Genomic DNA, 21,590 nt, shown 5'->3' with positions numbered 1-21,590 from the left:
GATAAGTGTAGTGTCCGGGCTCCGCTTCGTCTGGGGCCGTTAATCTGAAAGTCGGGGCTGATTTTCTTATTGGGGCGTGGTAATAGTGAAACACTGTTGTAAAAAATCCAGGTAGAACCCCATGCCCGAACCTGCCGCTGAACCGGCACTGAGCGGACTGCGCCTCAATCTGCGCATCGTTTCCGTTGTGATTTTCAACTTTGCCAGCTATCTGACCATTGGCCTGCCGCTGGCGGTCCTGCCGGGCTATGTCCATGACGTGATGGGCTTCAGCGCCTTCTGGGCGGGGCTGGTGATTAGCCTGCAGTATTTCGCCACGCTCCTCAGCCGCCCGCATGCCGGGCGCTACGCGGACACGTTCGGTCCAAAAAGCATCGTGGTGGTGGGATTGTGCGGCTGCTTCCTCAGCGGCCTGAGCTATCTTCTGGCTGCCGCAACCAGCCACTGGCCGCTGGTCAGCCTGGCGCTGCTCTGCCTGGGGCGCGTCATTCTGGGCATTGGGCAAAGTCTGGCGGGAACCGGCTCGACGCTGTGGGGCGTGGGGGTTGTCGGCGCGCCGCACATTGGCCGGGTGATCTCCTGGAACGGGATTGTCACCTACGGTGCGATGGCGCTCGGTGCGCCGCTCGGCGTGGCCTGCTATGCGCTGGGCGGGCTGCATGGGCTGGCCATCACCATTATGGCGGTCGCGCTGCTGGCGATCCTCTTGGCGCTGCCGCGCCCGAAGGTGAAGGCCAGCAAAGGCAAGCCACTGCCGTTTCGGGCGGTGCTGGGGCGCGTCTGGCCGTACGGCATGGCCCTGGCGCTGGCGACAACTGGCTTCGGCGTGATAGCCACCTTCATTACTCTATTCTATGACGCCAAAGGCTGGGACGGTGCGGCCTTTGCGTTAACCCTGTTCAGCTGTGCGTTTGTTGGCGCGCGCCTGCTTTTCCCTAACGGCATCAACCGTCTGGGCGGGCTGAACGTGGCGATGATCTGCTTTGCGATAGAGATTGTTGGGCTGCTGCTGACCGGAATAGCGATGGTGCCCTGGGTCGCGAAAGTGGGCGTCTTCCTCGCGGGGGCAGGCTTTTCTCTGGTCTTCCCGGCGCTGGGCGTGGTGGCGGTAAAAGCCGTGCCGCAGCAGAATCAGGGGGCGGCGCTGGCGACCTATACGGTGTTTATGGATATGTCTTTAGGCATTACCGGCCCGCTGGCGGGGCTGGTGATGGCCTGGGCAGGCGTGCCGGTGATCTATCTTGCCGCGGCGGGTCTGGTGATTATTGCGCTGCTGCTGACGTGGCGGCTAAAAAAATGGCCCCCGGTGCAGGCACCGGAGGCCACGTCATCATCGTGAATCGTTACTGGATCACGATGGTGTTAATGATGTTTTCAGCAGCCGTCTGTGCTTTCTGCTGATCTTCCGCTGGCAGGGTGATCTGCAGGGTCAGTAGTTTGTTATCGACCTTGCCCAGCACGACAGAGGAGTAAGCTGTCTGGCCTTTTGCAGAGATGATGCTGTCCAACTGCTGCAGCTTATGACCTTTCAGCTCGATGGATTTATTGGTCACGACCTGCAGCTGCGGGTCGCGGCCGCGCTGCTGATCTTCCAGACGTTTGGACAGAACGGCCAGATCTTCGCTGGTGTCGTCGCCCACAATTACAATGACCGCTTTCTGCCCGGTTGCGTCGGAGTAAACGTGCATGTTATTCGCCTGGGTGCCCAGCTTGCCGCTCTGGTCAGTCATATCGGCTGGCAGAGAGAAACTGAGTTTGCCATCCATCAGATTGACCGGCTGGCCGGTCGCGTTGCTCTCTGCGGATGCGCCCTGAGCAGGCGTTTTCGTGTCGCTGTTATCACAGGCTGCAAGACCCACAACCAGCAGGCCAATCCCGACATATTTAACCAGATTGCGCATTGACTTCTTCCTTTCGATAAACGGCCATAACGGCTCATTCGCTCATCTTATCACAACTGATAAAGCGAACCCTTAACCAGCCTGCAATGCCGTGATTTCAGATTTATCTGCCAGCCTTTTCAGCAGCATATTGAGCAGTACGCCGTACATGGGCAGGAAGAAGACAATGCTGATGAGGACCTTGAAGCAGTAGTCCACCAGCGCGATTTCCATCCAGTGTTCGGCCATGAACGCATCCGGGCTGCGCCAGAAGGCGATGAAGAAGAAGGCCAGCGTATCGCTCACGTTACCGAACAGCGTGGAGGCGGTTGGCGCCATCCACCAGCGGTGATTTTGCCGCAGGCGGTTAAACACGTGCACGTCGAGGATCTGCCCCAGCGCGTAGGCCATAAAGCTGGCGGCGGCGATACGGGCGACAAACAGGTTAAAGTGGGTTAACGCCTCAAAGCCCTGCCAGCTTCCCATATAAAACAGAGACGAAATCACGTACGAGATGAACAGCGCCGGGAGCATGACCGAAAAAATAATGCGGCGAGCCAGCGGTGCGCCAAAGATACGCACGGTCAAATCGGTCGCGAGGAAAATAAACGGAAAACTGAACGCGCCCCAGGTGGTATGAAAACCAAAGATGGAGATCGGGAGCTGCACCAGATAGTTGCTGGAGGTGATCACCAGCAAATGGAAAAGCGAAAGCCAGAACAACGCTTTTACGCGCTGAGATTCGGAAAACGACGTCATATTGTGACCTTTTTATACGTTGGGGTGAGGGAACCCAATAAAAACCGCAGCATGATACTGCTTTGGCAGGACATTGCAATGGTTAGTTTTTACGCAATCGTTAACCTGGTTTGCATTGATCGCAACCGGGCGTAAACTACAGCCGTTTTTATCTGACCGAGAAGATCATGACCGACCTGTTTTCCAGCCCAGACCACACCCTTGATGCCCAGGGCCTCCGCTGCCCGGAACCGGTAATGATGGTACGTAAGACCGTGCGCAATATGCAGACCGGTGAAACGCTGTTGATTATTGCCGATGACCCGGCCACAACCCGCGATATTCCAGGCTTTTGTACCTTTATGGAACATGAGCTGGTGGCACAGCAGACCGAGGCGCTGCCGTACCGGTATTTAATTCGTAAGGGGTAGATGGGCTGGTGGTGTTGTAGGCCGGGTAAGGCAAAGCCGCCACCCGGCAAAAATACGTCCTCTGCGGCCTGATGCCCTCACCCCGACCCTCTCCCACGGGGAGAGGGAGAAAGTCATCCTTTCATCCACGCCCGGATCCCGTCCAGGAACATCTGCGTCGCCATCATGACCAGAATCAGCCCCATCAGGCGCTCCAGCGCGTTCACCCCTTTCTCACCCAGCAGGCGCAGGAACAGGGACGACTGCAGCAGGATAATAAACGTCCCGCCCCAGGCAATCAGCAGGGCAATCACCAGATGACTCATCTGGTTCGGATACTGATGCGACAGCAGCATCAGCGTGGCCAGAATGGTCGGGCCCGCGACGAGGGGGATCGCCAGCGGCACAATAAACGGCTCTTCACCCGCAGGCAGCCCGCTGCTGCTGCCTTCCGCGCTCGGGAAAATCATCTTAATGGCAATCAGGAACAGAATAATCCCGCCGGAAATCGACACGGTTTCGGCGCGCAGGTTCAGGAATGCGAGAATTTTTTCCCCGGCAAACAGGAAGATAAACATCACCAGCAGGGCGATGAGCAGCTCGCGGATCATGATCGCCCGGCGGCGCTTCGGCTCGGTGTGCTTCAGCACCGACATGAAGATCGGCAGGTTACCCAGTGGATCCATTATCAGAATCAATAAAACCGCTGCGGAAATGATTTCACTCATGTAAATTATCCCTGAAATTCTCTATGGTTATTATGATAATTAGCTGTATTTCTGATTGCCGGGCAATCATCGATTAATTTCGCTTGCGACTTTGGCAGCATTTTGTAATGTGAAGCATATCCCAGTTCAATACTGGCTTGCACAAACAGCACACACCCTCAGCAGGAAAAAAATGCTATGAAAAACGTTGGTTTTATCGGCTGGCGCGGTATGGTCGGCTCTGTACTCATGCAACGCATGGTTGAAGAGCGCGATTTCGACGCTATCCGCCCGGTCTTCTTCTCCACTTCCCAGCTCGGCCAGGCTGCTCCGTCCTTTGGTGGTACCACAGGCACGTTGCAGGATGCTTACGATCTGGAAGCGCTGAAGGCGCTCGACATTATTGTGACCTGCCAGGGCGGCGATTATACCAACGAAATCTATCCAAAGCTGCGTGAAAGCGGCTGGCAGGGCTACTGGATTGACGCGGCCTCGTCGCTGCGCATGAAAGACGATGCCATCATCATTCTCGACCCGGTTAACCAGGGCGTGATCACCGATGGCCTGAACAACGGCGTGAAAACCTTTGTCGGCGGCAACTGCACCGTCAGCCTGATGCTGATGTCCCTCGGCGGCCTGTTCGCGCAGGATCTGGTGGAGTGGGTCTCCGTGGCGACCTACCAGGCGGCGTCCGGCGGCGGCGCGCGTCACATGCGCGAGCTGCTGACCCAGATGGGCCAGCTGCACCAGAGCGTTGCGACCGAGCTGGCAAACCCGGCATCCGCTATTCTGGATATCGAGCGTAAAGTGACCCAGCTGACCCGCAGCGGCGAGCTGCCGGTGGATAACTTTGGCGTACCGCTGGCAGGCGGCCTGATCCCGTGGATCGACAAACAGCTGGATAACGGCCAGACCCGCGAAGAGTGGAAGGGGCAGGCTGAGACCAACAAAATTCTCAATACCGCGAACACCATTCCGGTTGATGGCCTCTGCGTGCGTATCGGCGCGCTGCGCTGCCACAGCCAGGCCTTCACCATTAAACTGAAAAAAGATGTGTCTATTCCGACCGTGGAAGAGCTGCTGGCCGCGCACAACCCGTGGGCGAAAGTGGTGCCAAACGATCGCGATATCACCATGCGCGAGCTGACCCCGGCTGCCGTTACCGGCACGCTGACCACGCCGGTTGGCCGTCTGCGCAAGCTGAACATGGGGCCGGAATATCTCTCCGCGTTCACCGTTGGCGACCAGCTCCTGTGGGGCGCTGCCGAGCCGCTGCGCCGCATGCTGCGCCAGCTGGCGTAATAATTTGTTAAATACCGGGGGTGATTTTCACCCCTTTTTTTTGCGTACTACATGGAGTAACACGCGTATGTCTTATTTTTTATCAGGAGTCATCTAGAGCGTTGGCTATGCTTTAAGGAAGAGTCATTTCTTACCTGAGGTTCGAACGGAGCAGATTGGATGCACATTTTTGTGCTGTCCCGTTCAGGTCACATTAAAAGTCGTCCCGGAGCGCTTAAAAAGGACGACATAAAAAACAGGATGAATACCATGTCCGATCGTGTGGATAGAGACGTGATTAATGCGCTTATTGCGGGTCATTTCGCTGACCCCTTTTCTGTGCTTGGGATGCACCGTACTGAGGCCGGTCTGGAAGTTAGGGCACTGTTACCGGATGCCACAGAAGTCTGGGTGATTGAACCCAAAACCGGCCGCAAGGTGGGTAATCTTGAATGCCTCGATTCCCGTGGCTTCTTCTCGGGCGTAATGCCCCGTCGTAAAAACCCGTTTCGCTATCAGCTCGCCGTTCTCTGGCACGGTCAGCAAAACCTGATTGACGATCCCTACAGCTTTGGCCCTCTGCTTAAAGAGATGGACGCCTGGCTGCTCTCCGAAGGGACGCATCTTCGTCCTTATGAAACGCTGGGTGCCCATGCCGATACCATGGACGGCATTACCGGCACGCGCTTCTCCGTGTGGGCGCCCAATGCCCAGCGCGTCTCCGTTGTCGGGCAGTTCAACTACTGGGACGGCCGCCGCCACCCGATGCGTCTGCGCCGGGAAACCGGCATCTGGGAGCTGTTTATCCCCGGGGCGCACCACGGGCAGCTTTATAAATTCGAGATGATCGACGCCCACGGCAAGCTGCGCATTAAAGCCGACCCGTATGCCTTCGAAGCGCAGATGCGTCCGGATACCGCGTCGCTGATTTGCGGCCTGCCGGAGAAGGTCGTTCAGACGGAGGAGCGTAAACAGGCTAACCGCTTTGATGCGCCGATCTCCGTCTATGAAGTCCATCTTGGCTCCTGGCGTCGCCACACCGATAACAACTTCTGGCTGAGCTACCGGGAGCTTGCCGACCAGCTGGTGCCGTATGCAAAATGGATGGGCTTTACCCACCTTGAGCTGCTGCCGGTCAACGAGCACCCGTTCGACGGCAGCTGGGGCTATCAGCCCACCGGGCTGTATGCGCCAACGCGCCGCTTCGGCACGCGCGACGACTTCCGCTATTTCATTGATGCCGCGCACGCCGCCGGGCTGAACGTGATCCTCGACTGGGTGCCGGGTCATTTCCCTGCGGATGATTTCGCGCTGGCAGAGTTTGACGGCACGAAGCTGTACGAGCACAGCGACCCGCGCGAAGGCTATCACCAGGACTGGAACACGCTGATCTACAACTACGGTCGCCGTGAGGTCGCAAACTACCTGGTCGGGAATGCCCTGTACTGGATCGAGCGGTTTGGCATCGATGCCCTGCGCGTGGATGCGGTGGCGTCGATGATCTACCGCGACTACAGCCGCAAAGAGGGGGAGTGGATCCCGAACGAGTTTGGCGGCCGCGAAAACCTGGAAGCGATTGAATTCCTGCGTAATACCAACCGCATTATCGGCGAGCAGGTGGACGGTGCCGTGACCATGGCGGAAGAGTCGACCGACTTTGCGGGCGTCTCCCGTCCGCCGTCATTGGGCGGCCTGGGGTTCTGGTATAAGTGGAACCTGGGCTGGATGCACGACACGCTCGACTACATGAAGCTGGATCCGGTTCACCGTAAGTATCATCACGATAAGCTGACGTTCGGGATGCTCTACAACTACACCGAAAACTTCATGCTGCCGCTGTCGCACGATGAGGTGGTACACGGCAAAAAATCGATTCTCGACCGCATGCCGGGCGACGCGTGGCAGAAGTTTGCCAACCTGCGCGCCTATTACGGCTGGATGTTTGCCTTCCCGGGCAAGAAACTGCTGTTCATGGGCAATGAGTTCGCCCAGGGGCGCGAGTGGAACCACGACGCCAGCCTCGACTGGCATCTGCTGGAAGGCGGCGACAACTGGCACCACGGGGTGCAGCGTCTGGTGCGCGATCTGAACCTGACCTATCGCCACCACAAAGCGCTGCACGAGCTCGACTTCGATCCGTACGGCTTTGAATGGCTGGTGGTGGACGACCATGAGCGCTCGGTGTTTGTCTTTGTGCGTCGTGACAAGGCGGGTAACGAGATCATCGTCGCCAGCAACTTCACCCCGGTGCCGCGCGAACACTACCGCTTCGGCATTAACCAGCCGGGCAAATGGCGTGAAATTCTGAATACCGACTCGATGCACTACCACGGCAGCAACGCCGGTAACGGTGGGCTGGTACAGAGCGACGCCATTGAAAGCCACGGGCGACCCAACTCCCTGAGCCTGACGCTGCCGCCGCTTGGCACCATCTGGCTAATGCGGGAGGGCGAATGACGCAGCTTACGGCAGGTAAACCCGAACCGCTCGGGGCGAGTTTTGACGGGAAGGGGGTCAATTTCACCCTCTTTTCCGCTCACGCTGAGCGGGTAGAACTGTGCGTGTTTGACGGGGAAGGTAACGAGCACCGTTACGATTTACCCGCGCGCACGGGGGATACCTGGCACGGCTACCTGGCCGGAGGGCGGCCAGGCTTGCACTATGGCTTTCGCGTACACGGTCCGTGGGATCCGGCGCAGGGTCACTGGTTTAACCCGGCGAAGCTGTTGATTGACCCGTGCGCGCACCGCGTGGACGGCGAATTTAAAGACGACCCGCTCTTCCACGTGGGCTACGGCGATCCCGACCACCGCGACAGCGCGCCCGTCGCGCCAAAAAGCGTGGTGGTGAACGATCTTTATGACTGGGAAGACGATGCCCCGCCGCAGACGCCGTGGGGCCATACCGTCATTTATGAAGCCCACGTCAAAGGACTGACGTACCTGCACCCGTCGATCCCCAAAGAGATGCGCGGTACCTACAAGGCGCTCGGGCATCCCACCATGATCGCCTACCTGAAGCACCTCGGCATCACCGCTCTGGAACTGCTGCCCGTCGCCCATTTTGCCAGCGAGCCGCGCCTGCAGCGGCTGGGGCTCAGCAACTACTGGGGCTACAACCCGCTGGCGATGTTCGCGCTTGAGCCACGCTATGCCGCTCATCCGGAAAAGGCGCGGGACGAGTTTCGCGATGCGGTGAAGGCGCTTCATACGGCGGGCATTGAGGTCATTCTGGACGTCGTGCTGAACCACAGTGCCGAAAGCGATCTCGACGGTCCGACGCTCTCCATGCGCGGAATTGATAACCGTAGCTATTATTGGATCAGGCAGGATGGCGATTATGAGAACTGGACCGGCTGCGGCAACACGCTCAATCTCAGCCATCCGGCGGTCACGCATTTTGCTTATGAATGCCTGAAATACTGGGTAGAAACGTTCCACGTCGACGGTTTTCGTTTCGACCTGGCCCCGGTGATGGGGCGCACGCCGGCGTTCAGCCAGCAGGCGCCACTGTTTGAGGCGATAAAAAATTGTCCGGTGCTCTCGCAGGTGAAGCTCATTGCCGAGCCGTGGGACATCGGAGAAGGCGGTTATCAGGTCGGGAATTTCCCGCCGCTGTTTGCCGAGTGGAACGACCACTACCGCGACGCCGTACGCCGCTTCTGGCTGGAGCGGAATCTGTCGCTCGGGGAGTTCGCCGGACGCTTTGCTGCTTCAAGCGATCTCTTTAAGCGCGACGGCAAACGCCCGTCGGCCACCGTCAATCTGTTGACGGCGCACGACGGTTTTACCCTCAGGGACTGCGTTTGTTTCAATCAGAAACACAATGAGGCAAACGGCGAAGAGAATCGCGATGGCACTAACAATAACCATAGCTTCAATCATGGTATAGAAGGGTTAGGCGGAAGTCTGGATGTGATAGAGCGGCGACGCGCCAGCGTACATGCGCTGCTGACAACGCTTTTATTGTCGCAGGGCACGCCGATGCTGCTGGCAGGCGATGAACACGGCCACAGCCAGCACGGTAACAACAATGCGTATTGCCAGGACAACACGTTAACCTGGCTCGACTGGGGTGAAGCCAACAGCGGGCTGATTCATTTTACCGCTGCGCTGATCCATCTTCGCCAGCAGATCCCCGCGCTGACCGCCGACCGCTGGTGGGAAGAGGGTGACGGCAACGTTCGCTGGCTGAATCAAGACGCGCAACCGTTAAGCGCGCAAGAGTGGCAACACGGCGTACCACGCCTGCAAATCCTGCTGTCGGATAAATGGCTGGTCACGCTGAACGCGACGGATGACGTCGCAGAGATTGTTTTACCTGAAGGGGAATGGCGAGCTGTTCCCCCCTTTGCCGGAGTGGATAATCCGGTAGTAATGGCTGTCTGGCACGGGCCTGCGCACGGAGTGTGCGTATTCCAAAGATGATAAAAAAGGAGTTAGTCATGGTTAGATTAGAGAAGAACGATCCCTTAATGTTGGCACGCCAGCTACCATTAAAAACGGTTGCCCTGATACTTGCGGGTGGGCGTGGTACCCGTCTGAAAGATTTGACCATCAAGCGCGCCAAACCGGCTGTTCACTTTGGTGGTAAGTTCCGCATCATCGACTTTGCGCTCTCCAACTGCCTGAACTCGGGCATTCGCCGTATTGGCGTCATAACGCAGTATCAGTCGCACACGCTGGTTCAGCATATCCAGCGCGGCTGGTCATTCTTCAGCGAAGAGATGAACGAGTTTGTCGATCTCCTCCCTGCGCAGCAGCGCGTTCACGGCGAGAACTGGTATCGCGGGACGGCGGATGCGGTGACCCAGAACCTCGACATTATTCGTCGCTATAACGCGGAATACATCGTGATCCTCGCCGGGGACCATATCTACAAGCAAGATTACTCCCACATGCTCATCGACCACGTCGAAAAAGGGGCGCGCTGCACCGTGGCGTGTCTGCCTGTGCCCGTTGCTGAAGCGACGGCGTTTGGCGTCATGCACGTGGATGCCGACGACAAAATTATCGACTTCGTTGAAAAACCGGCGAACCCGCCAACCATGCCGGGCGATGACACCAAATCGCTTGCCAGCATGGGGATCTACATCTTTGATGCAGAATATCTTTATGAGCTGCTGGAAGAAGACGACAAAGACGAAAACTCCAGCCACGACTTCGGTAAAGACATCATTCCGAAAATCACGAAAGCTGGCATGGCGTATGCACATCCTTTCCCACTGTCCTGCGTGCAGTCCGACCCGAATGCGGAACCCTACTGGCGCGACGTGGGAACCCTGGAGGCGTACTGGAAAGCGAACCTCGACCTGGCGTCGGTCACGCCTGAGCTGGATATGTACGACCAGAACTGGCCGATTCGTACCCATATGGAGTCGCTGCCGCCAGCCAAGTTCGTGCAGGACCGCTCCGGCAGCCACGGTATGACGCTGAACTCGCTGGTGTCCGGCGGGTGCATTATTTCAGGCTCGGTGGTGGTGCAGTCGGTGCTGTTCCCCCGCGTGCGGATAAATTCATTCTGTAATATCGATTCGGCAGTCTTATTGCCGGATGTCTGGGTAGGGCGCTCGTGTCGTCTGCGTCGCTGCGTGATCGACCGTGCCTGCGTCATCCCTGAAGGGATGGTGATTGGGGAGAATGCGGAAGAAGACGCGCGTCGTTTCTATCGTTCGGAAGAGGGGATCGTGTTAGTCACACGGGAAATGTTGCGGAAGCTGCAGATCAAACAGGAGCGATGATGCAGGTTTTACACGTATGTTCTGAGATGTTCCCGTTGTTGAAAACGGGCGGTCTGGCAGATGTTTTGGGTGCATTACCGGCAGCGCAAATCGCCGGAGGCGTGGATACCCGAGTCCTGCTGCCCGCCTTTCCGGATATCCGGCGTGGTATACCCGATGCAAAAGTGGTGACCCGCCGTGAGACCTTCGCCGGACGCATCACTCTGCTGTTTGGACATTACAATGGCGTAGGGATTTACCTGATCGACGCGCCGCACTTATACGATCGACCGGGCAGCCCGTATCACGATACGAACCTGTTCGCTTATACCGACAACGTGCTGCGCTTTGCGCTGCTCGGCTGGGTCGGCGCAGAAATGGCGACGGGGCTGGATCCGTTCTGGCGCCCGGATGTGGTGCACGCGCACGACTGGCACGCCGGGCTTGCCCCGGCGTATCTCGCCGCGCGCGGCCATCCGGCCAAATCGGTCTTTACCGTGCACAATCTGGCGTATCAGGGGATGTACTATGCCCATCACATGAGTGAAATCGATCTGCCATTATCGTTCTATAACATGCACGGGCTGGAATTTAACGGGCAGATCTCGTTCCTGAAAGCCGGGCTGTACTACGCCGATCACATCACGGCGGTGAGCCCAACCTACGCGCGTGAGATCACCCAGCCGGCGTTTGGCTACGGTATGGAAGGGTTGCTGCAGCAGCGCCATCGCGAAGGACGCCTGTCGGGCATTCTGAACGGCGTGGACGAACAGATCTGGAGCCCGGAAACCGATCTCCTGCTGGCGGCGCGTTATGGCCGTGATTCCGTGGAAGACAAAGCGGAAAACAAACGCCAGCTGCAGATTGCGATGGGCCTGAAGGTTAACGACAAAGTGCCGCTGTTCGCGGTGGTCAGCCGCCTGACCAGCCAGAAAGGGCTGGATCTGGTGCTGGAGGCACTGCCCGGTTTACTGGAGCAGGGCGGACAGCTGGCGCTGCTCGGCGCGGGCGACCCGGTGCTGCAGGAAGGCTTCCTTGCCGCCGCGGCGGAACATCCGGGTCAGGTGGGCGTGCAGATTGGCTACCACGAGGCATTCTCGCACCGCATTATGGGCGGCGCGGACGTCATCCTGGTGCCAAGCCGTTTCGAACCCTGCGGCCTGACGCAGCTGTACGGCCTGAAATATGGCACCCTGCCGTTGGTACGCCGCACGGGCGGACTGGCGGATACCGTATCCGATAGCTCTCTGGAAAACCTGGCGGACGGTATCGCCAGCGGGTTTGTCTTTGAGGACAGTAATGCCTGGTCGCTGCTTCGGGCGATTCGGCGTGCTTTCGTCTTGTGGTCCCGTCCATCGCTGTGGCGTTACGTACAACGTCAGGCGATGTCCATGGACTTTAGCTGGCACGTCGCGGCGCAGTCATACCGCGATCTCTATCAACGCTTGATGTAACGAGGCGAAGTTACTGATATGAACGCTCCATTTAGCTACTCTTCACCCACGCTCAGCGTTGAGGCGTTAAAGCACTCTATCGCCTACAAGCTGATGTTCACCATCGGGAAAGATCCGGTTATTGCCAACAAGCACGAGTGGCTGAACGCTACCCTGTTTGCGGTGCGTGACCGTTTAGTGGAACGCTGGCTGCGCTCAAACCGCGCCCAGCTCTCTCAGGAGACGCGTCAGGTTTACTACCTGTCGATGGAATTTTTGATTGGCCGCACGCTGTCCAATGCGCTGTTGTCGCTCGGTATTTATGACGACGTCAAAACCGCACTGGAAGAGATGGGGTTAGATTTAGAAGAACTGATCGACGAAGAGAACGACCCGGGCCTCGGTAACGGCGGTCTGGGACGTCTCGCCGCCTGCTTCCTCGACTCGCTGGCGACGCTGGCGCTGCCGGGCCGCGGCTACGGTATTCGCTACGATTACGGCATGTTCAAGCAGAACATCGTCGACGGGCGTCAGAAAGAGTCCCCGGACTACTGGCTGGAGTACGGTAACCCGTGGGAGTTCAAGCGCCACAACACGCGCTACAAGGTGCGCTTTGGCGGGCGTATTCAGCAGGAAGGGAAAAAATCCCGCTGGGTGGAAACGGAAGAGATCCTGGCCGTGGCCTACGACCAGATTATCCCCGGCTACGACACCGACGCCACCAACACGCTGAGGCTGTGGAGCGCCCAGGCCAGTAGCGAAATTAACCTCGGTAAATTTAACCAGGGTGACTACTTCGCGGCGGTGGAGGATAAAAACCACTCCGAGAACGTATCCCGCGTGCTGTACCCGGATGACTCGACCTACTCAGGCCGCGAGCTGCGCCTGCGTCAGGAGTACTTCCTTGTTTCGGCGACCATTCAGGACATCCTTAGCCGTCACCATCAGCTGCACAAAACCTACGCCAACCTGGCGGAGAAAACCGCGATCCACCTTAATGACACCCACCCGGTGCTTTCTATTCCGGAGCTGATGCGCCTGCTGATCGACGAGCATAAATTCAGCTGGGACGACGCCTTTGAGGTGACCTGCCAGGTGTTCTCGTACACCAACCACACGCTGATGAGCGAAGCGCTGGAAACGTGGCCGGTGGACATGCTCGGCAAAATCCTGCCGCGCCATCTGCAGATTATCTTTGAGATTAACGACTACTTCCTCAAGACGCTGCAGGAGCAGTATCCGAACGATACTGGCCTGCTGAGCCGCGCGTCCATCATTGATGAGTCGAACGGTCGTCGCGTGCGCATGGCCTGGCTGGCGGTTGTCATCAGCCACAAGGTCAACGGGGTGTCCGAGCTCCACTCGAACCTGATGGTGCAGTCGCTGTTTGCGGACTTTGCGAAGATCTTCCCGACGCGGTTCTGCAACGTGACCAACGGCGTCACCCCGCGCCGCTGGCTGGCGCTGGCCAACCAGCCGCTCTCTGAGGTACTGGACGAGAATATTGGCCGTACCTGGCGTACCGATTTGAGCCAGCTGAGCGAGCTGGAACAGCATATTGATTTCCCGACGGTGAACAAAGCCGTGCGCGAAGCCAAGCTGCTGAACAAAAAGCGTCTGGCGGTCTGGCTGGCGATGCACCTCAACGTGGTGGCAAACCCGAAAGCGCTGTTCGACGTGCAGATCAAACGCATCCATGAATACAAGCGTCAGCTGATGAACGTGCTGCACGTGATCACCCATTACAACCGCATTAAGGCCGATCCGACGGCCGAATGGGTGCCGCGCGTGAAGATCTTTGCCGGTAAGGCGGCGTCGGCCTACTACATGGCGAAGCACATTATTCATCTCATCAACGACGTGGCGAAGGTGGTTAACCAGGATCCGGACATTGGCGACAAGCTGAAGGTGGTGTTCATTCCGAACTACAGCGTCAGCCTGGCTCAGCTGATCATCCCGGCGGCGGATCTCTCTGAACAGATTTCCACGGCGGGGACGGAAGCATCCGGCACCAGTAACATGAAGTTTGCCCTTAACGGCGCGCTGACCATCGGTACGCTTGACGGGGCGAACGTCGAGATGCTGGAGCACGTGGGCGAAGACAATATCTTTATCTTCGGTAATACGACAGAAGAGGTGGAGGCGCTACGCAGAAAAGGCTACTCGCCACGTCAATATTACGAAGGGGATGAAGAGTTGCGTCAGGTGCTGACGCAGATCGCGACCGGCGTGTTTAGCCCGGATGAACCGAGCCGCTACCGCGATCTGGTGGATTCGCTGATTAACTTTGGCGATCACTATCAGGTGCTGGCGGATTATCGCAGCTACGTGGACTGTCAGGACAAGGTGGACGAACTGTATCGCCAGCCGGAGAAGTGGACCAGCGCCGCGATGTACAACATCGCCAATATGGGCTATTTCTCGTCTGACAGGACCATCAAGGAGTATGCCGAGACGATCTGGCATATTGATCCGGTGAGGTTATAAAAGCAAAACGGCAACCTCGGTTGCCGTTTTTAGTGTTTGTTCCCTCTCCCTGTGGGAGAGGGTCAGGGTGAGGGCATCAGCCCGCACCGATCGCATTAAGACGCCAGCGACAGCTCACGCTTTCCCGCATGTTGCAGTAACCACTGCGCCACGCGAGACTGCTGCTCGGCGTTGAGCCACATCCCTTCTTTGGTACGGCGCCAGATAGCATCGTCCAGACGACGCACCCACTCGTGCTCAACCAGGTAGCGCAGCTCGGCTTCGTACAGCTCGTGGCCGAAATGCTCGCCCAGATCCGCAATGTCCTTCGCATCGCCCAGGAACAGCTCGGTATTGCTGCCGTAGGTGCGGGCATAGTGGCGCGCCATCCCTTCGGTGATGAACGGGAAGCGACGGCGCAGTTTCGCGGCGTAATCATCGCGGTTACCGCCGATATCACCGCCGGGCAGCACCGCGCCTTTGGTCCATGCCGGGCCAATGCCTTTGTAGTACGGCGCCAGTTTTTCCAGCGCGTGCTCGGCCAGTTTGCGGTAGGTGGTCAGCTTGCCGCCAAACACGGACAGCAGCGGCGCCTGACCGTCTACGTCGTGAATATCGAGCGTATAGTCGCGGGTGATGGCCTGCGGTGAGTCAGACTCGTCATCGCACAGCGGACGCACGCCGGAGTAGGTCCAGACCACGTCGTCGCGTGACAGCTGTTTCTTAAAGTGCGCGTTATACACTTTGAGCAGGTAGTTCACTTCGCTCTCGTCGATCTCGACGTTCTTCGGATCGCCTTTGTACTCCACGTCGGTGGTGCCGATGATCGAGAACTCGTCCATCCACGGGATCACAAACACGATGCGCTTGTCTTCGTTCTGCAGAATGTAAGCCTGCTTCTGGGTATGCACGCGCGGCACCACAATGTGGCTGCCCTTGATCAGGCGGATGCCGTACGGCGAAGGCAGATGCATGCCGTCGTCGAAGAACTGCTTCACCCACGGGCCGGTAGCGTTCACCAGGCCGCGCGCTTTCCAGCTGAATTTCTCGCCGGTATCGATGTCTTCCGCTTCCACAATCCACAGGCCGTTTTCACGACGGGCAGCGGTCGCGCGGGTACGGGTTTTCACCTCGCCGCCTTTCTTCTCAACCATCTGCGCGTTCGCCAGCACCAGACGGGCATCGTCCACCCAGCAGTCGGAATATTCGAATCCGCGCACGATTTCAGGCTTAAGGACCGATTCTGAGCCAAAACGCAAACCTTTCGAACCCGGGAGACTGGTGCGTTTACCCAGATGATCGTACATAAACAGACCAATTCGGATCATCCATGCCGGACGCAGATGCGGGCGATGGGGCAGGCGGAAGCGCATCGGAATCGCCAGATGCGGGGCCATTTTCAGCAGCACTTCACGTTCGGCCAGCGCTTCACTGACCAGGCGGAATTCGTAGTGTTCCAGGTAGCGCAGGCCACCGTGAATCAGTTTGGAGCTGGCGGACGACGTCGCGCAGGCGAGATCGTTAGCTTCCAGCATCAGTACGGATAAACCGCGTCCTGCGGCATCGACCGCAATACCGGCACCGTTGATGCCACCGCCTATCACAATCAGATCTTTGGTTTCCATAACACCCTCATGCACTTTCGTTAAAGCTCAGAAATGTTCGATATCGCTCATAATAGCAAAGGAACGCGCTTTTGGTAACATCAAAAAAACAATTTAGAGTGATATGGATAACATAATGGCGTTTACCCGCCGCCAGGACGTACACTACGGGGTAAAATCTTGTCGTTGACCACTGTAAAGAGAACACCATGGATCAGTTTGAATGTATTAACGTAGAAGAAGCCCACCAGAAGATGCACCAGGGAAAAGCGGTGCTGGTGGACATCCGCGATCCGCAGAGTTTTGCGATGGGCCATACGCCGGGCGCGTTCCATCTCACCAACGACACGCTGGGCGCGTTTATGCGCGATAACGACTTCGACACGCCGGTCATGGTCATGTGCTATCACGGCAACAGCAGCAAAGGCGCGGCGCAGTATCTGCTTCAGCAGGGCTACGACGCGGTATACAGCGTCGACGGCGGCTTCGATGCCTGGCATCGTCATTTCCCGGCAGAAGTGGAATACGCTTTTGAGCGCTGATCCCGCTATACTGTCCCCTTTTGTGTGGAAATAAGCGACCGCTGCCCATGTTGATGATCACCTCTTTTACCAACCCGCGCGTCGCCCAGGCGTTTGTCGACTATATGGCGACGCAGGGCGTTATTCTGACTATTCAGCAACATACGCAGACCGACGTCTGGCTGGCCGATGAGAGCCAGGCCGGGCGGGTAAACGAGGAACTGGCGCGTTTTCTTGAGAACCCTGGCGACCCGCGCTATCTGGCGGCAAGCTGGCAGTCCGGCCAGACCGGAAGTGGATTGCACTACAGCCGCTTTCCCTTCATCGCCACCATTCGCGAGCGCGCGGGCCCGTTTACGCTGCTGCTGATGGCGGCCTGCATCATTGTCTTCATTATCATGAACGTGGTCGGCGACCAGAGCGTGATGATTGCCCTGGCGTGGCCCTATGATCCGTCTGTTGAGTTTGACGTCTGGCGCTACTTTAGCCACGCGCTGATGCACTTCTCGGTGATGCATATCCTCTTTAACCTGCTCTGGTGGTGGTATCTCGGCGGTGCCGTTGAAAAGCGTCTGGGCAGCGGCAAGCTGATCGTTATCACCCTTATCAGCGCCCTGCTGAGCGGCTACGTGCAGCACAAGTTCAGCGGGCCGTGGTTCGGCGGGCTATCGGGCGTTGTGTATGCCCTGATGGGCTACGTCTGGCTTCGTGGGGAGCGCGACCCGGAAAGCGGCATCTATCTGCAGCGCGGATTAATAACCTTTGCGTTAATATGGCTAATTGCCGGATGGTTTGATCTGTTTGGTATGTCTATCGCCAACGGTGCACACGTCGCCGGGCTGGCCGTGGGGCTGGCGATGGCGTTTGCCGACACGCTCCATGCGCGAAAACGAACATAATTCTCAGGGATAATTGATGAAACAAACACAACGTCATGACGCCATTATCGAACTGGTAAAAAAACAGGGATACGTCAGCACCGAAGAGCTGGTGGAGCAGTTTGCCGTCAGCCCACAAACCATCCGTCGTGACCTGAACGACCTGGCCGATCAGAACCGTATTCTTCGCCACCACGGCGGCGCGGCGCTGCCGTCCAGCTCGGTTAACACCTCCTGGCACGACCGTAAAGCCACGCAGACGGCGGAGAAAGAGCGTATTGCCCGCAAGGTCGCCAGCCAGATCCCAAACGGGGCAACGCTGTTTATTGATATCGGCACCACGCCGGAAGCGGTCGCCCATGCCCTGCTGGATCACGAGAACCTGCGCGTGGTCACCAACAACCTGAACGTGGCCAATACCCTGATGCAGAAAGACGATTTCCGCATCATCCTCGCGGGCGGCGAACTGCGCAGCCGCGACGGCGGGATTATCGGCGAAGCGACCCTCGATTTTATCTCTCAGTTCCGCCTCGACTTCGGCATTCTGGGGATCAGCGGCATCGACAGCGACGGCTCGCTGCTGGAGTTTGATTACCACGAGGTGCGCACCAAGCGCGCGATCATTGAAAACTCGCGCCACGTGATGCTGGTGGTAGACCATTCGAAGTTTGGCCGTAACGCGATGGTGAACATGGGCAGCATCAGCATGGTGGATGCGGTCTACACCGACGTGATGCCGCCGGCGGGCGTGATGCAGGTGATTAAAGATAATAATTTGCAGTTAGAGTTGTGTTGAAAAGCCGTTCTCCCTCTCCCTGTGGGAGAGGGTCGGGGTGAGGGCATCAGGCCGCACAAAACCTAAACCCCGTACCCCATCATCTTCAACAGCTGCTGCGCATGCTGTACCGCATCCTGACGATGCGCCACGCCCAGCTTCTGGTACAGGTTGCGGATATGCGTTTTGATGGTGGTCGCCGCCACCGCAAGCTCACCGGCAATCTGCTCATTGCTGTAACCTGAATAGATCAGCCCCAGAACCTGCCATTCGCGCTGGGTGAGCGGGCTGGTGCGAATTAGCTCCGGCACTTCCGGGTGGTTCAGCAGACGTTCAACGAAGTTCTCATCGAAGTGCGCGAACTTGTGCCGATGATGCTGGTTAATCTCGCGCAGAATACGCTGGGCGCGATGCTGATCCAGCTCCGGCAGCGTGTTGAGCTGAATAAGCTGACGCAGCTGCTGCGCCATCACTTCACCTTCAATCACAAAGTGGCTGATAAACCCGGTGCGGTTAGCCAGCTGCAACGCCTCCAGCAGCACGCGCTGGGCATCATTTTTACGACCCGCCTGCCAGTAGAGCTGGTTCTGCAGCAGCAGGTTGCGGTTCAGGTCGCTCATCAGGCGCAGGCTGCGCGCGTTCTCGTTCAGCTCCTCCAGGACAATCTCTGCGGGCTCTAAATCACCGAGCAGGATCTGCGCGCGGGCGATGTTGCGCCACTGGCTCTGCAGAAAGTGGTTGTTGGCAAATTCCGGTTTTGGCGTCTGGCGCAGCCAGTTGGCGGCGGATTTTTTGTCGCCGGTCATCTGCCAGTAAATCACCCGAACCTTATCGGCGTTCGATACCCAGTCGCTATGATACTGGCCGTTGCCGAGCAGGTTCTCCAGGCGGTTCAGATGGTTGCGGGCGTTATCGAGATCGCCGCGCGCCAGCGAGCACTGCACCAGCAGCGCCAGGCACTGCAGCTGCTGCTGCGGCTGGAAGCTGGAGAGCACGTCTACACCCTGACGGGCGCAGCTTTCTGCTTCATCCAGACGCGACCATGCCCACAGCAGCTGAGCGCGAATACGCAACAGGAACTCGTGCATCGGCAGCTGTTCCAGATGCTGTTCACGAATCAGCTGGAACGCTTTTTCCTGGTTTTCCCAGGCGGCCTGCAGGAACCCCTGCGCGAATAAAATCTCACTCTGTTGGATCAGGCTCCACAGCGCGTAGTGCCAGACATCATGACGACGCGCCATCTGCTCGGTTTGCTGCATCAGTGAAAGCGAACGCGTGAGATCGCCTTTGCAGTGCAGCACTTCGCCGTGCACCGAGGTCGCCACGATGCGGCTGTAGAAGTTAGCCAGCGGCAGTTCATCCAGCGCGACCATCGCCAGCCGTTCAGCTTCGTCCGGGTCGCCGTCGTTAATGGCCACCTGAGCGCGCAGCGCGTTGAACTCGCCGTGCAGGGTGGTATCCATTTCGCTTTCCATCTCCTGCTCGGCGCGCGCCAGCAGGGTGTTCACTTCGCTGTAACGATGCTGGCTCTGCATCAGCCAGGCCTGCAGCAGCACCAGACGCGGGTTCTCCAGCAGGCTTTCCCACGGCAGGGCTTTGAGGGACTCTTCCAGCAGCGTCAGTTCGCTGTGGTTAAACAGGCCCCATGCATGGTTGAGGAGGATATCGCGCAGCATGCTGGCATCACCGGCGGCCAGCGCGTGGTGGATGGCCTCGCTCGGGAAGCCTTGTGCCATCCAGCCTTCAGCGGCGGCACGGTGAATCTCCGGGAGTTCAACCGCCATTTCCCACTGACAGCGCTGGCGCAGGAAGCTACCAAACAGCGGGTGATAGCTAAACCACTCGCCCGGATCGTCCATGCGCGTCAGGAAAAGGCCCTGACGTTCAATCTCTTCGAGCTGCAGCTGACCGTTTTCACAGCCCGTCACCCGCACGATGAGCGCATCATTCATGGAACGCAGCAGAGAGCTTTTCAGCAGGAAATTACGCGTCGAGGGATCGACGCTGTCCAGCACCTCATCCACCAGGTAGTCAGAAAGGTGGCTGGCGTTGATGCCCGCCAGACGCCGCGCAGACTGATGCGCCGGACTGTTGTTTTGCCGGGCAGAGAGGGCGATAAGCTGCAGCGCCGTGGCCCAGCCCGCAACGTCATCACACAGACGGCTGCTTTCGGCGGCCTCAATCGGTGAGGTCAGGCGGCAGTCAAAGAACTGTTTAGCTTCCTGGTGGGTAAAGGCCAACTGCTGGCTGCCCACTTCCAGAAGCTGATCGCGCACGCGCAGGTTGGCAATACCCAGCTGCGGCAGGTTGCGTGACAGCACGACTAAAGTCAGGTTTTCCGGCTGATGGCGCAGGAAGAAACGCATCGATTCATGAATCACCGGGTTAGTGATGAGATGATAATCATCAATCACCACGTAAAGCGGGCGATGCCATTCGGCCAGTTCGATAAACAGCTGAGAGAAAAGGGAAGACAAGCTGGCATACTGGCGCTTTTGCACCATCATCTCACTGGCGACGCAGTGTCCATGGGTGGCTTGCTGTATGGCAGCAATCAGATAGCTGGCAAAACGCTCTTGCTGGTTATCGCCCTCATCGAGGGAGTACCAGCCAAGATCGCTCTTACCTGCGGCCCATTGCGAAATGAGCGTTGTTTTTCCATAACCTGCAGGGCTCGTAACCAGCGCCAGTCGGAAATTATGCGCGCCGGAAAGTTTAGCCAACAGACGTTCGCGGACCACTGTATGGTCAAGGCGAACCGGGCGACTTAATTTAGACGGAATCAACATAGGTTTCACTTCACTGTGGGGAACGAGAGATTTTATTTTTTTTGCGCTTCGTAATTAATGGATATAAGGTCGGCCAATAAGTTAACTATTGCAAGTTATGTCTGGATTTGGTGGCTGTGAATTTGCACTCTGTCACAAAACATTCAGGAAGAAGATGGAACTTTCTGGAAAGGTCTTTGACGCCGCGTCACTGCTGGCTTGTCTGTACTGGTTACCGCTGCGCTGAAACTGGTTTCAGAAAGGGATAGTGACGTCAAATTTAATATACTGCTGGTAAAGTTAAGGGAGATTAATAATCTCCTTAGCGATTACCCGATTGCAGAAATATTATTCTACGTAAGTAATTATTTCGGTGGGGTTTGATTTCACCCGAAACTGCATTTCATTTC

The 21,590-nt window shown here is 57.6% G+C and carries 16 protein-coding genes; 11 read left to right on the top strand and 5 right to left on the bottom strand.

Going from position 1 to position 21,590, the window contains the following annotated elements:
• The first annotated feature begins 121 nt into the window (after window positions 1-121).
• The gene (locus GXP72_RS21315; protein ID WP_148769376.1) at window positions 122-1,339 is read left to right on the top strand and encodes an MFS transporter; all 1,218 of its coding nucleotides are present in this window, start codon (window positions 122-124) and stop codon (window positions 1,337-1,339) included.
• A 4-nt stretch (window positions 1,340-1,343) separates the two neighbouring features.
• Here the strand turns inward: GXP72_RS21315 and GXP72_RS21310 are convergent, their stop codons facing one another.
• Together GXP72_RS21310 and GXP72_RS21305 are read right to left on the bottom strand one after the other, a co-directional pair.
• A complete protein-coding gene (locus GXP72_RS21310) occupies window positions 1,344-1,901 on the bottom strand; it encodes a DcrB family lipoprotein (protein ID WP_008503073.1) in 558 nt (185 codons plus the stop codon).
• Between the two features lie 72 nt (window positions 1,902-1,973).
• Entirely contained in the window at window positions 1,974-2,639 is a 666-nt protein-coding gene (locus GXP72_RS21305; protein WP_032648297.1) for a 7-cyano-7-deazaguanine/7-aminomethyl-7-deazaguanine transporter, read from the bottom strand.
• 167 nt (window positions 2,640-2,806) lie between these two features.
• Between GXP72_RS21305 and tusA the strand changes: the two genes are divergently transcribed.
• Window positions 2,807-3,049, top strand: coding sequence for a sulfurtransferase TusA (gene tusA / locus GXP72_RS21300; protein WP_008503071.1), 243 nt, complete (start codon window positions 2,807-2,809; stop codon window positions 3,047-3,049).
• A 113-nt stretch (window positions 3,050-3,162) separates the two neighbouring features.
• On the opposite strand, the gene yhgN is transcribed toward tusA, so the two are convergent.
• Window positions 3,163-3,756, bottom strand: coding sequence for an NAAT family transporter YhgN (gene yhgN, locus GXP72_RS21295; protein ID WP_003861574.1), 594 nt, complete (start codon window positions 3,754-3,756; stop codon window positions 3,163-3,165).
• Between the two features lie 177 nt (window positions 3,757-3,933).
• Between yhgN and asd the strand changes: the two genes are divergently transcribed.
• The 6 genes from asd (at window position 3,934) to glgP (ending at window position 14,655) form a co-directional block, all read left to right on the top strand.
• Entirely contained in the window at window positions 3,934-5,037 is a 1,104-nt protein-coding gene (gene asd / locus GXP72_RS21290; RefSeq protein ID WP_024908885.1) for an aspartate-semialdehyde dehydrogenase, read from the top strand.
• Between the two features lie 249 nt (window positions 5,038-5,286).
• Window positions 5,287-7,473, top strand: a complete 2,187-nt coding sequence (gene glgB / locus GXP72_RS21285; protein WP_208763312.1) for a 1,4-alpha-glucan branching enzyme — start codon at window positions 5,287-5,289, stop codon at window positions 7,471-7,473.
• Window positions 7,470-9,443 carry a glycogen debranching protein GlgX gene (gene glgX / locus GXP72_RS21280; RefSeq protein ID WP_090420583.1) on the top strand — a complete coding sequence of 658 codons (1,974 nt, stop codon included), beginning with the start codon at window positions 7,470-7,472 and terminating at the stop codon, window positions 9,441-9,443. Before glgB ends, glgX begins: the two co-directional genes overlap by 4 nt.
• Window positions 9,444-9,460: 17 nt before the next feature.
• Window positions 9,461-10,756 (top strand): glucose-1-phosphate adenylyltransferase, encoded by a 1,296-nt coding sequence (glgC, locus tag GXP72_RS21275; protein ID WP_032648303.1) that lies wholly within the window; start codon window positions 9,461-9,463, stop codon window positions 10,754-10,756.
• Window positions 10,756-12,189 (top strand): glycogen synthase GlgA, encoded by a 1,434-nt coding sequence (glgA, locus tag GXP72_RS21270; RefSeq protein ID WP_024908888.1) that lies wholly within the window; start codon window positions 10,756-10,758, stop codon window positions 12,187-12,189. The genes glgC and glgA overlap by 1 nt, the downstream gene beginning before the upstream one ends.
• A gap of 18 nt (window positions 12,190-12,207) precedes the next feature.
• Window positions 12,208-14,655, top strand: a complete 2,448-nt coding sequence (glgP, locus tag GXP72_RS21265) for a glycogen phosphorylase (protein WP_032648304.1) — start codon at window positions 12,208-12,210, stop codon at window positions 14,653-14,655.
• 95 nt (window positions 14,656-14,750) lie between these two features.
• On the opposite strand, the gene glpD is transcribed toward glgP, so the two are convergent.
• On the bottom strand, window positions 14,751-16,259 hold the full coding sequence (glpD, locus tag GXP72_RS21260) for a glycerol-3-phosphate dehydrogenase (protein ID WP_024908890.1): 1,509 nt from the start codon (window positions 16,257-16,259) through the stop codon (window positions 14,751-14,753).
• Window positions 16,260-16,447: 188 nt separating this feature from the next.
• Here glpD and glpE point away from each other — a divergent pair, with 188 nt between their 5' ends.
• The 3 genes from glpE to GXP72_RS21245 are packed head-to-tail and all read left to right on the top strand — an operon-like array spanning window position 16,448 to window position 18,433.
• Window positions 16,448-16,780: a thiosulfate sulfurtransferase GlpE gene (glpE, locus tag GXP72_RS21255; RefSeq protein ID WP_008503062.1), complete on the top strand. Its 333-nt coding sequence runs from the start codon at window positions 16,448-16,450 to the stop codon at window positions 16,778-16,780.
• 47 nt (window positions 16,781-16,827) lie between these two features.
• Window positions 16,828-17,658 carry a rhomboid family intramembrane serine protease GlpG gene (gene glpG, locus GXP72_RS21250; protein ID WP_024908892.1) on the top strand — a complete coding sequence of 277 codons (831 nt, stop codon included), beginning with the start codon at window positions 16,828-16,830 and terminating at the stop codon, window positions 17,656-17,658.
• 16 nt (window positions 17,659-17,674) lie between these two features.
• Entirely contained in the window at window positions 17,675-18,433 is a 759-nt protein-coding gene (locus GXP72_RS21245; protein ID WP_008503060.1) for a DeoR/GlpR family transcriptional regulator, read from the top strand.
• 62 nt (window positions 18,434-18,495) lie between these two features.
• On the opposite strand, the gene malT is transcribed toward GXP72_RS21245, so the two are convergent.
• Complete coding sequence (gene malT, locus GXP72_RS21240; RefSeq protein WP_024908893.1) at window positions 18,496-21,201, bottom strand: HTH-type transcriptional regulator MalT; 2,706 nt, start codon at window positions 21,199-21,201, stop codon at window positions 18,496-18,498.
• Between the last annotated feature and the right edge of the window lie 389 nt (window positions 21,202-21,590).

It is taken from the genome of Enterobacter sp. SES19, from assembly GCF_011765665.1.
In the GTDB taxonomy this organism is placed as follows: domain Bacteria; phylum Pseudomonadota; class Gammaproteobacteria; order Enterobacterales; family Enterobacteriaceae; genus Enterobacter; species Enterobacter pseudoroggenkampii.
This window is presented reverse-complemented; position numbering and strand designations above follow the sequence as displayed.

Coding starts and splice junctions, on each gene's coding strand:
- GXP72_RS21315 (WP_148769376.1), top strand. CDS start 122: ATGCCCGAACCTGCCGCTGAACCGGCACTGAGCGGACTGCGCCTCAAT.
- GXP72_RS21310 (WP_008503073.1), bottom strand. CDS start 1,901: ATGCGCAATCTGGTTAAATATGTCGGGATTGGCCTGCTGGTTGTGGGT.
- GXP72_RS21305 (WP_032648297.1), bottom strand. CDS start 2,639: ATGACGTCGTTTTCCGAATCTCAGCGCGTAAAAGCGTTGTTCTGGCTT.
- tusA (WP_008503071.1), top strand. CDS start 2,807: ATGACCGACCTGTTTTCCAGCCCAGACCACACCCTTGATGCCCAGGGC.
- yhgN (WP_003861574.1), bottom strand. CDS start 3,756: ATGAGTGAAATCATTTCCGCAGCGGTTTTATTGATTCTGATAATGGAT.
- asd (WP_024908885.1), top strand. CDS start 3,934: ATGAAAAACGTTGGTTTTATCGGCTGGCGCGGTATGGTCGGCTCTGTA.
- glgB (WP_208763312.1), top strand. CDS start 5,287: ATGTCCGATCGTGTGGATAGAGACGTGATTAATGCGCTTATTGCGGGT.
- glgX (WP_090420583.1), top strand. CDS start 7,470: ATGACGCAGCTTACGGCAGGTAAACCCGAACCGCTCGGGGCGAGTTTT.
- glgC (WP_032648303.1), top strand. CDS start 9,461: ATGGTTAGATTAGAGAAGAACGATCCCTTAATGTTGGCACGCCAGCTA.
- glgA (WP_024908888.1), top strand. CDS start 10,756: ATGCAGGTTTTACACGTATGTTCTGAGATGTTCCCGTTGTTGAAAACG.
- glgP (WP_032648304.1), top strand. CDS start 12,208: ATGAACGCTCCATTTAGCTACTCTTCACCCACGCTCAGCGTTGAGGCG.
- glpD (WP_024908890.1), bottom strand. CDS start 16,259: ATGGAAACCAAAGATCTGATTGTGATAGGCGGTGGCATCAACGGTGCC.
- glpE (WP_008503062.1), top strand. CDS start 16,448: ATGGATCAGTTTGAATGTATTAACGTAGAAGAAGCCCACCAGAAGATG.
- glpG (WP_024908892.1), top strand. CDS start 16,828: ATGTTGATGATCACCTCTTTTACCAACCCGCGCGTCGCCCAGGCGTTT.
- GXP72_RS21245 (WP_008503060.1), top strand. CDS start 17,675: ATGAAACAAACACAACGTCATGACGCCATTATCGAACTGGTAAAAAAA.
- malT (WP_024908893.1), bottom strand. CDS start 21,201: ATGTTGATTCCGTCTAAATTAAGTCGCCCGGTTCGCCTTGACCATACA.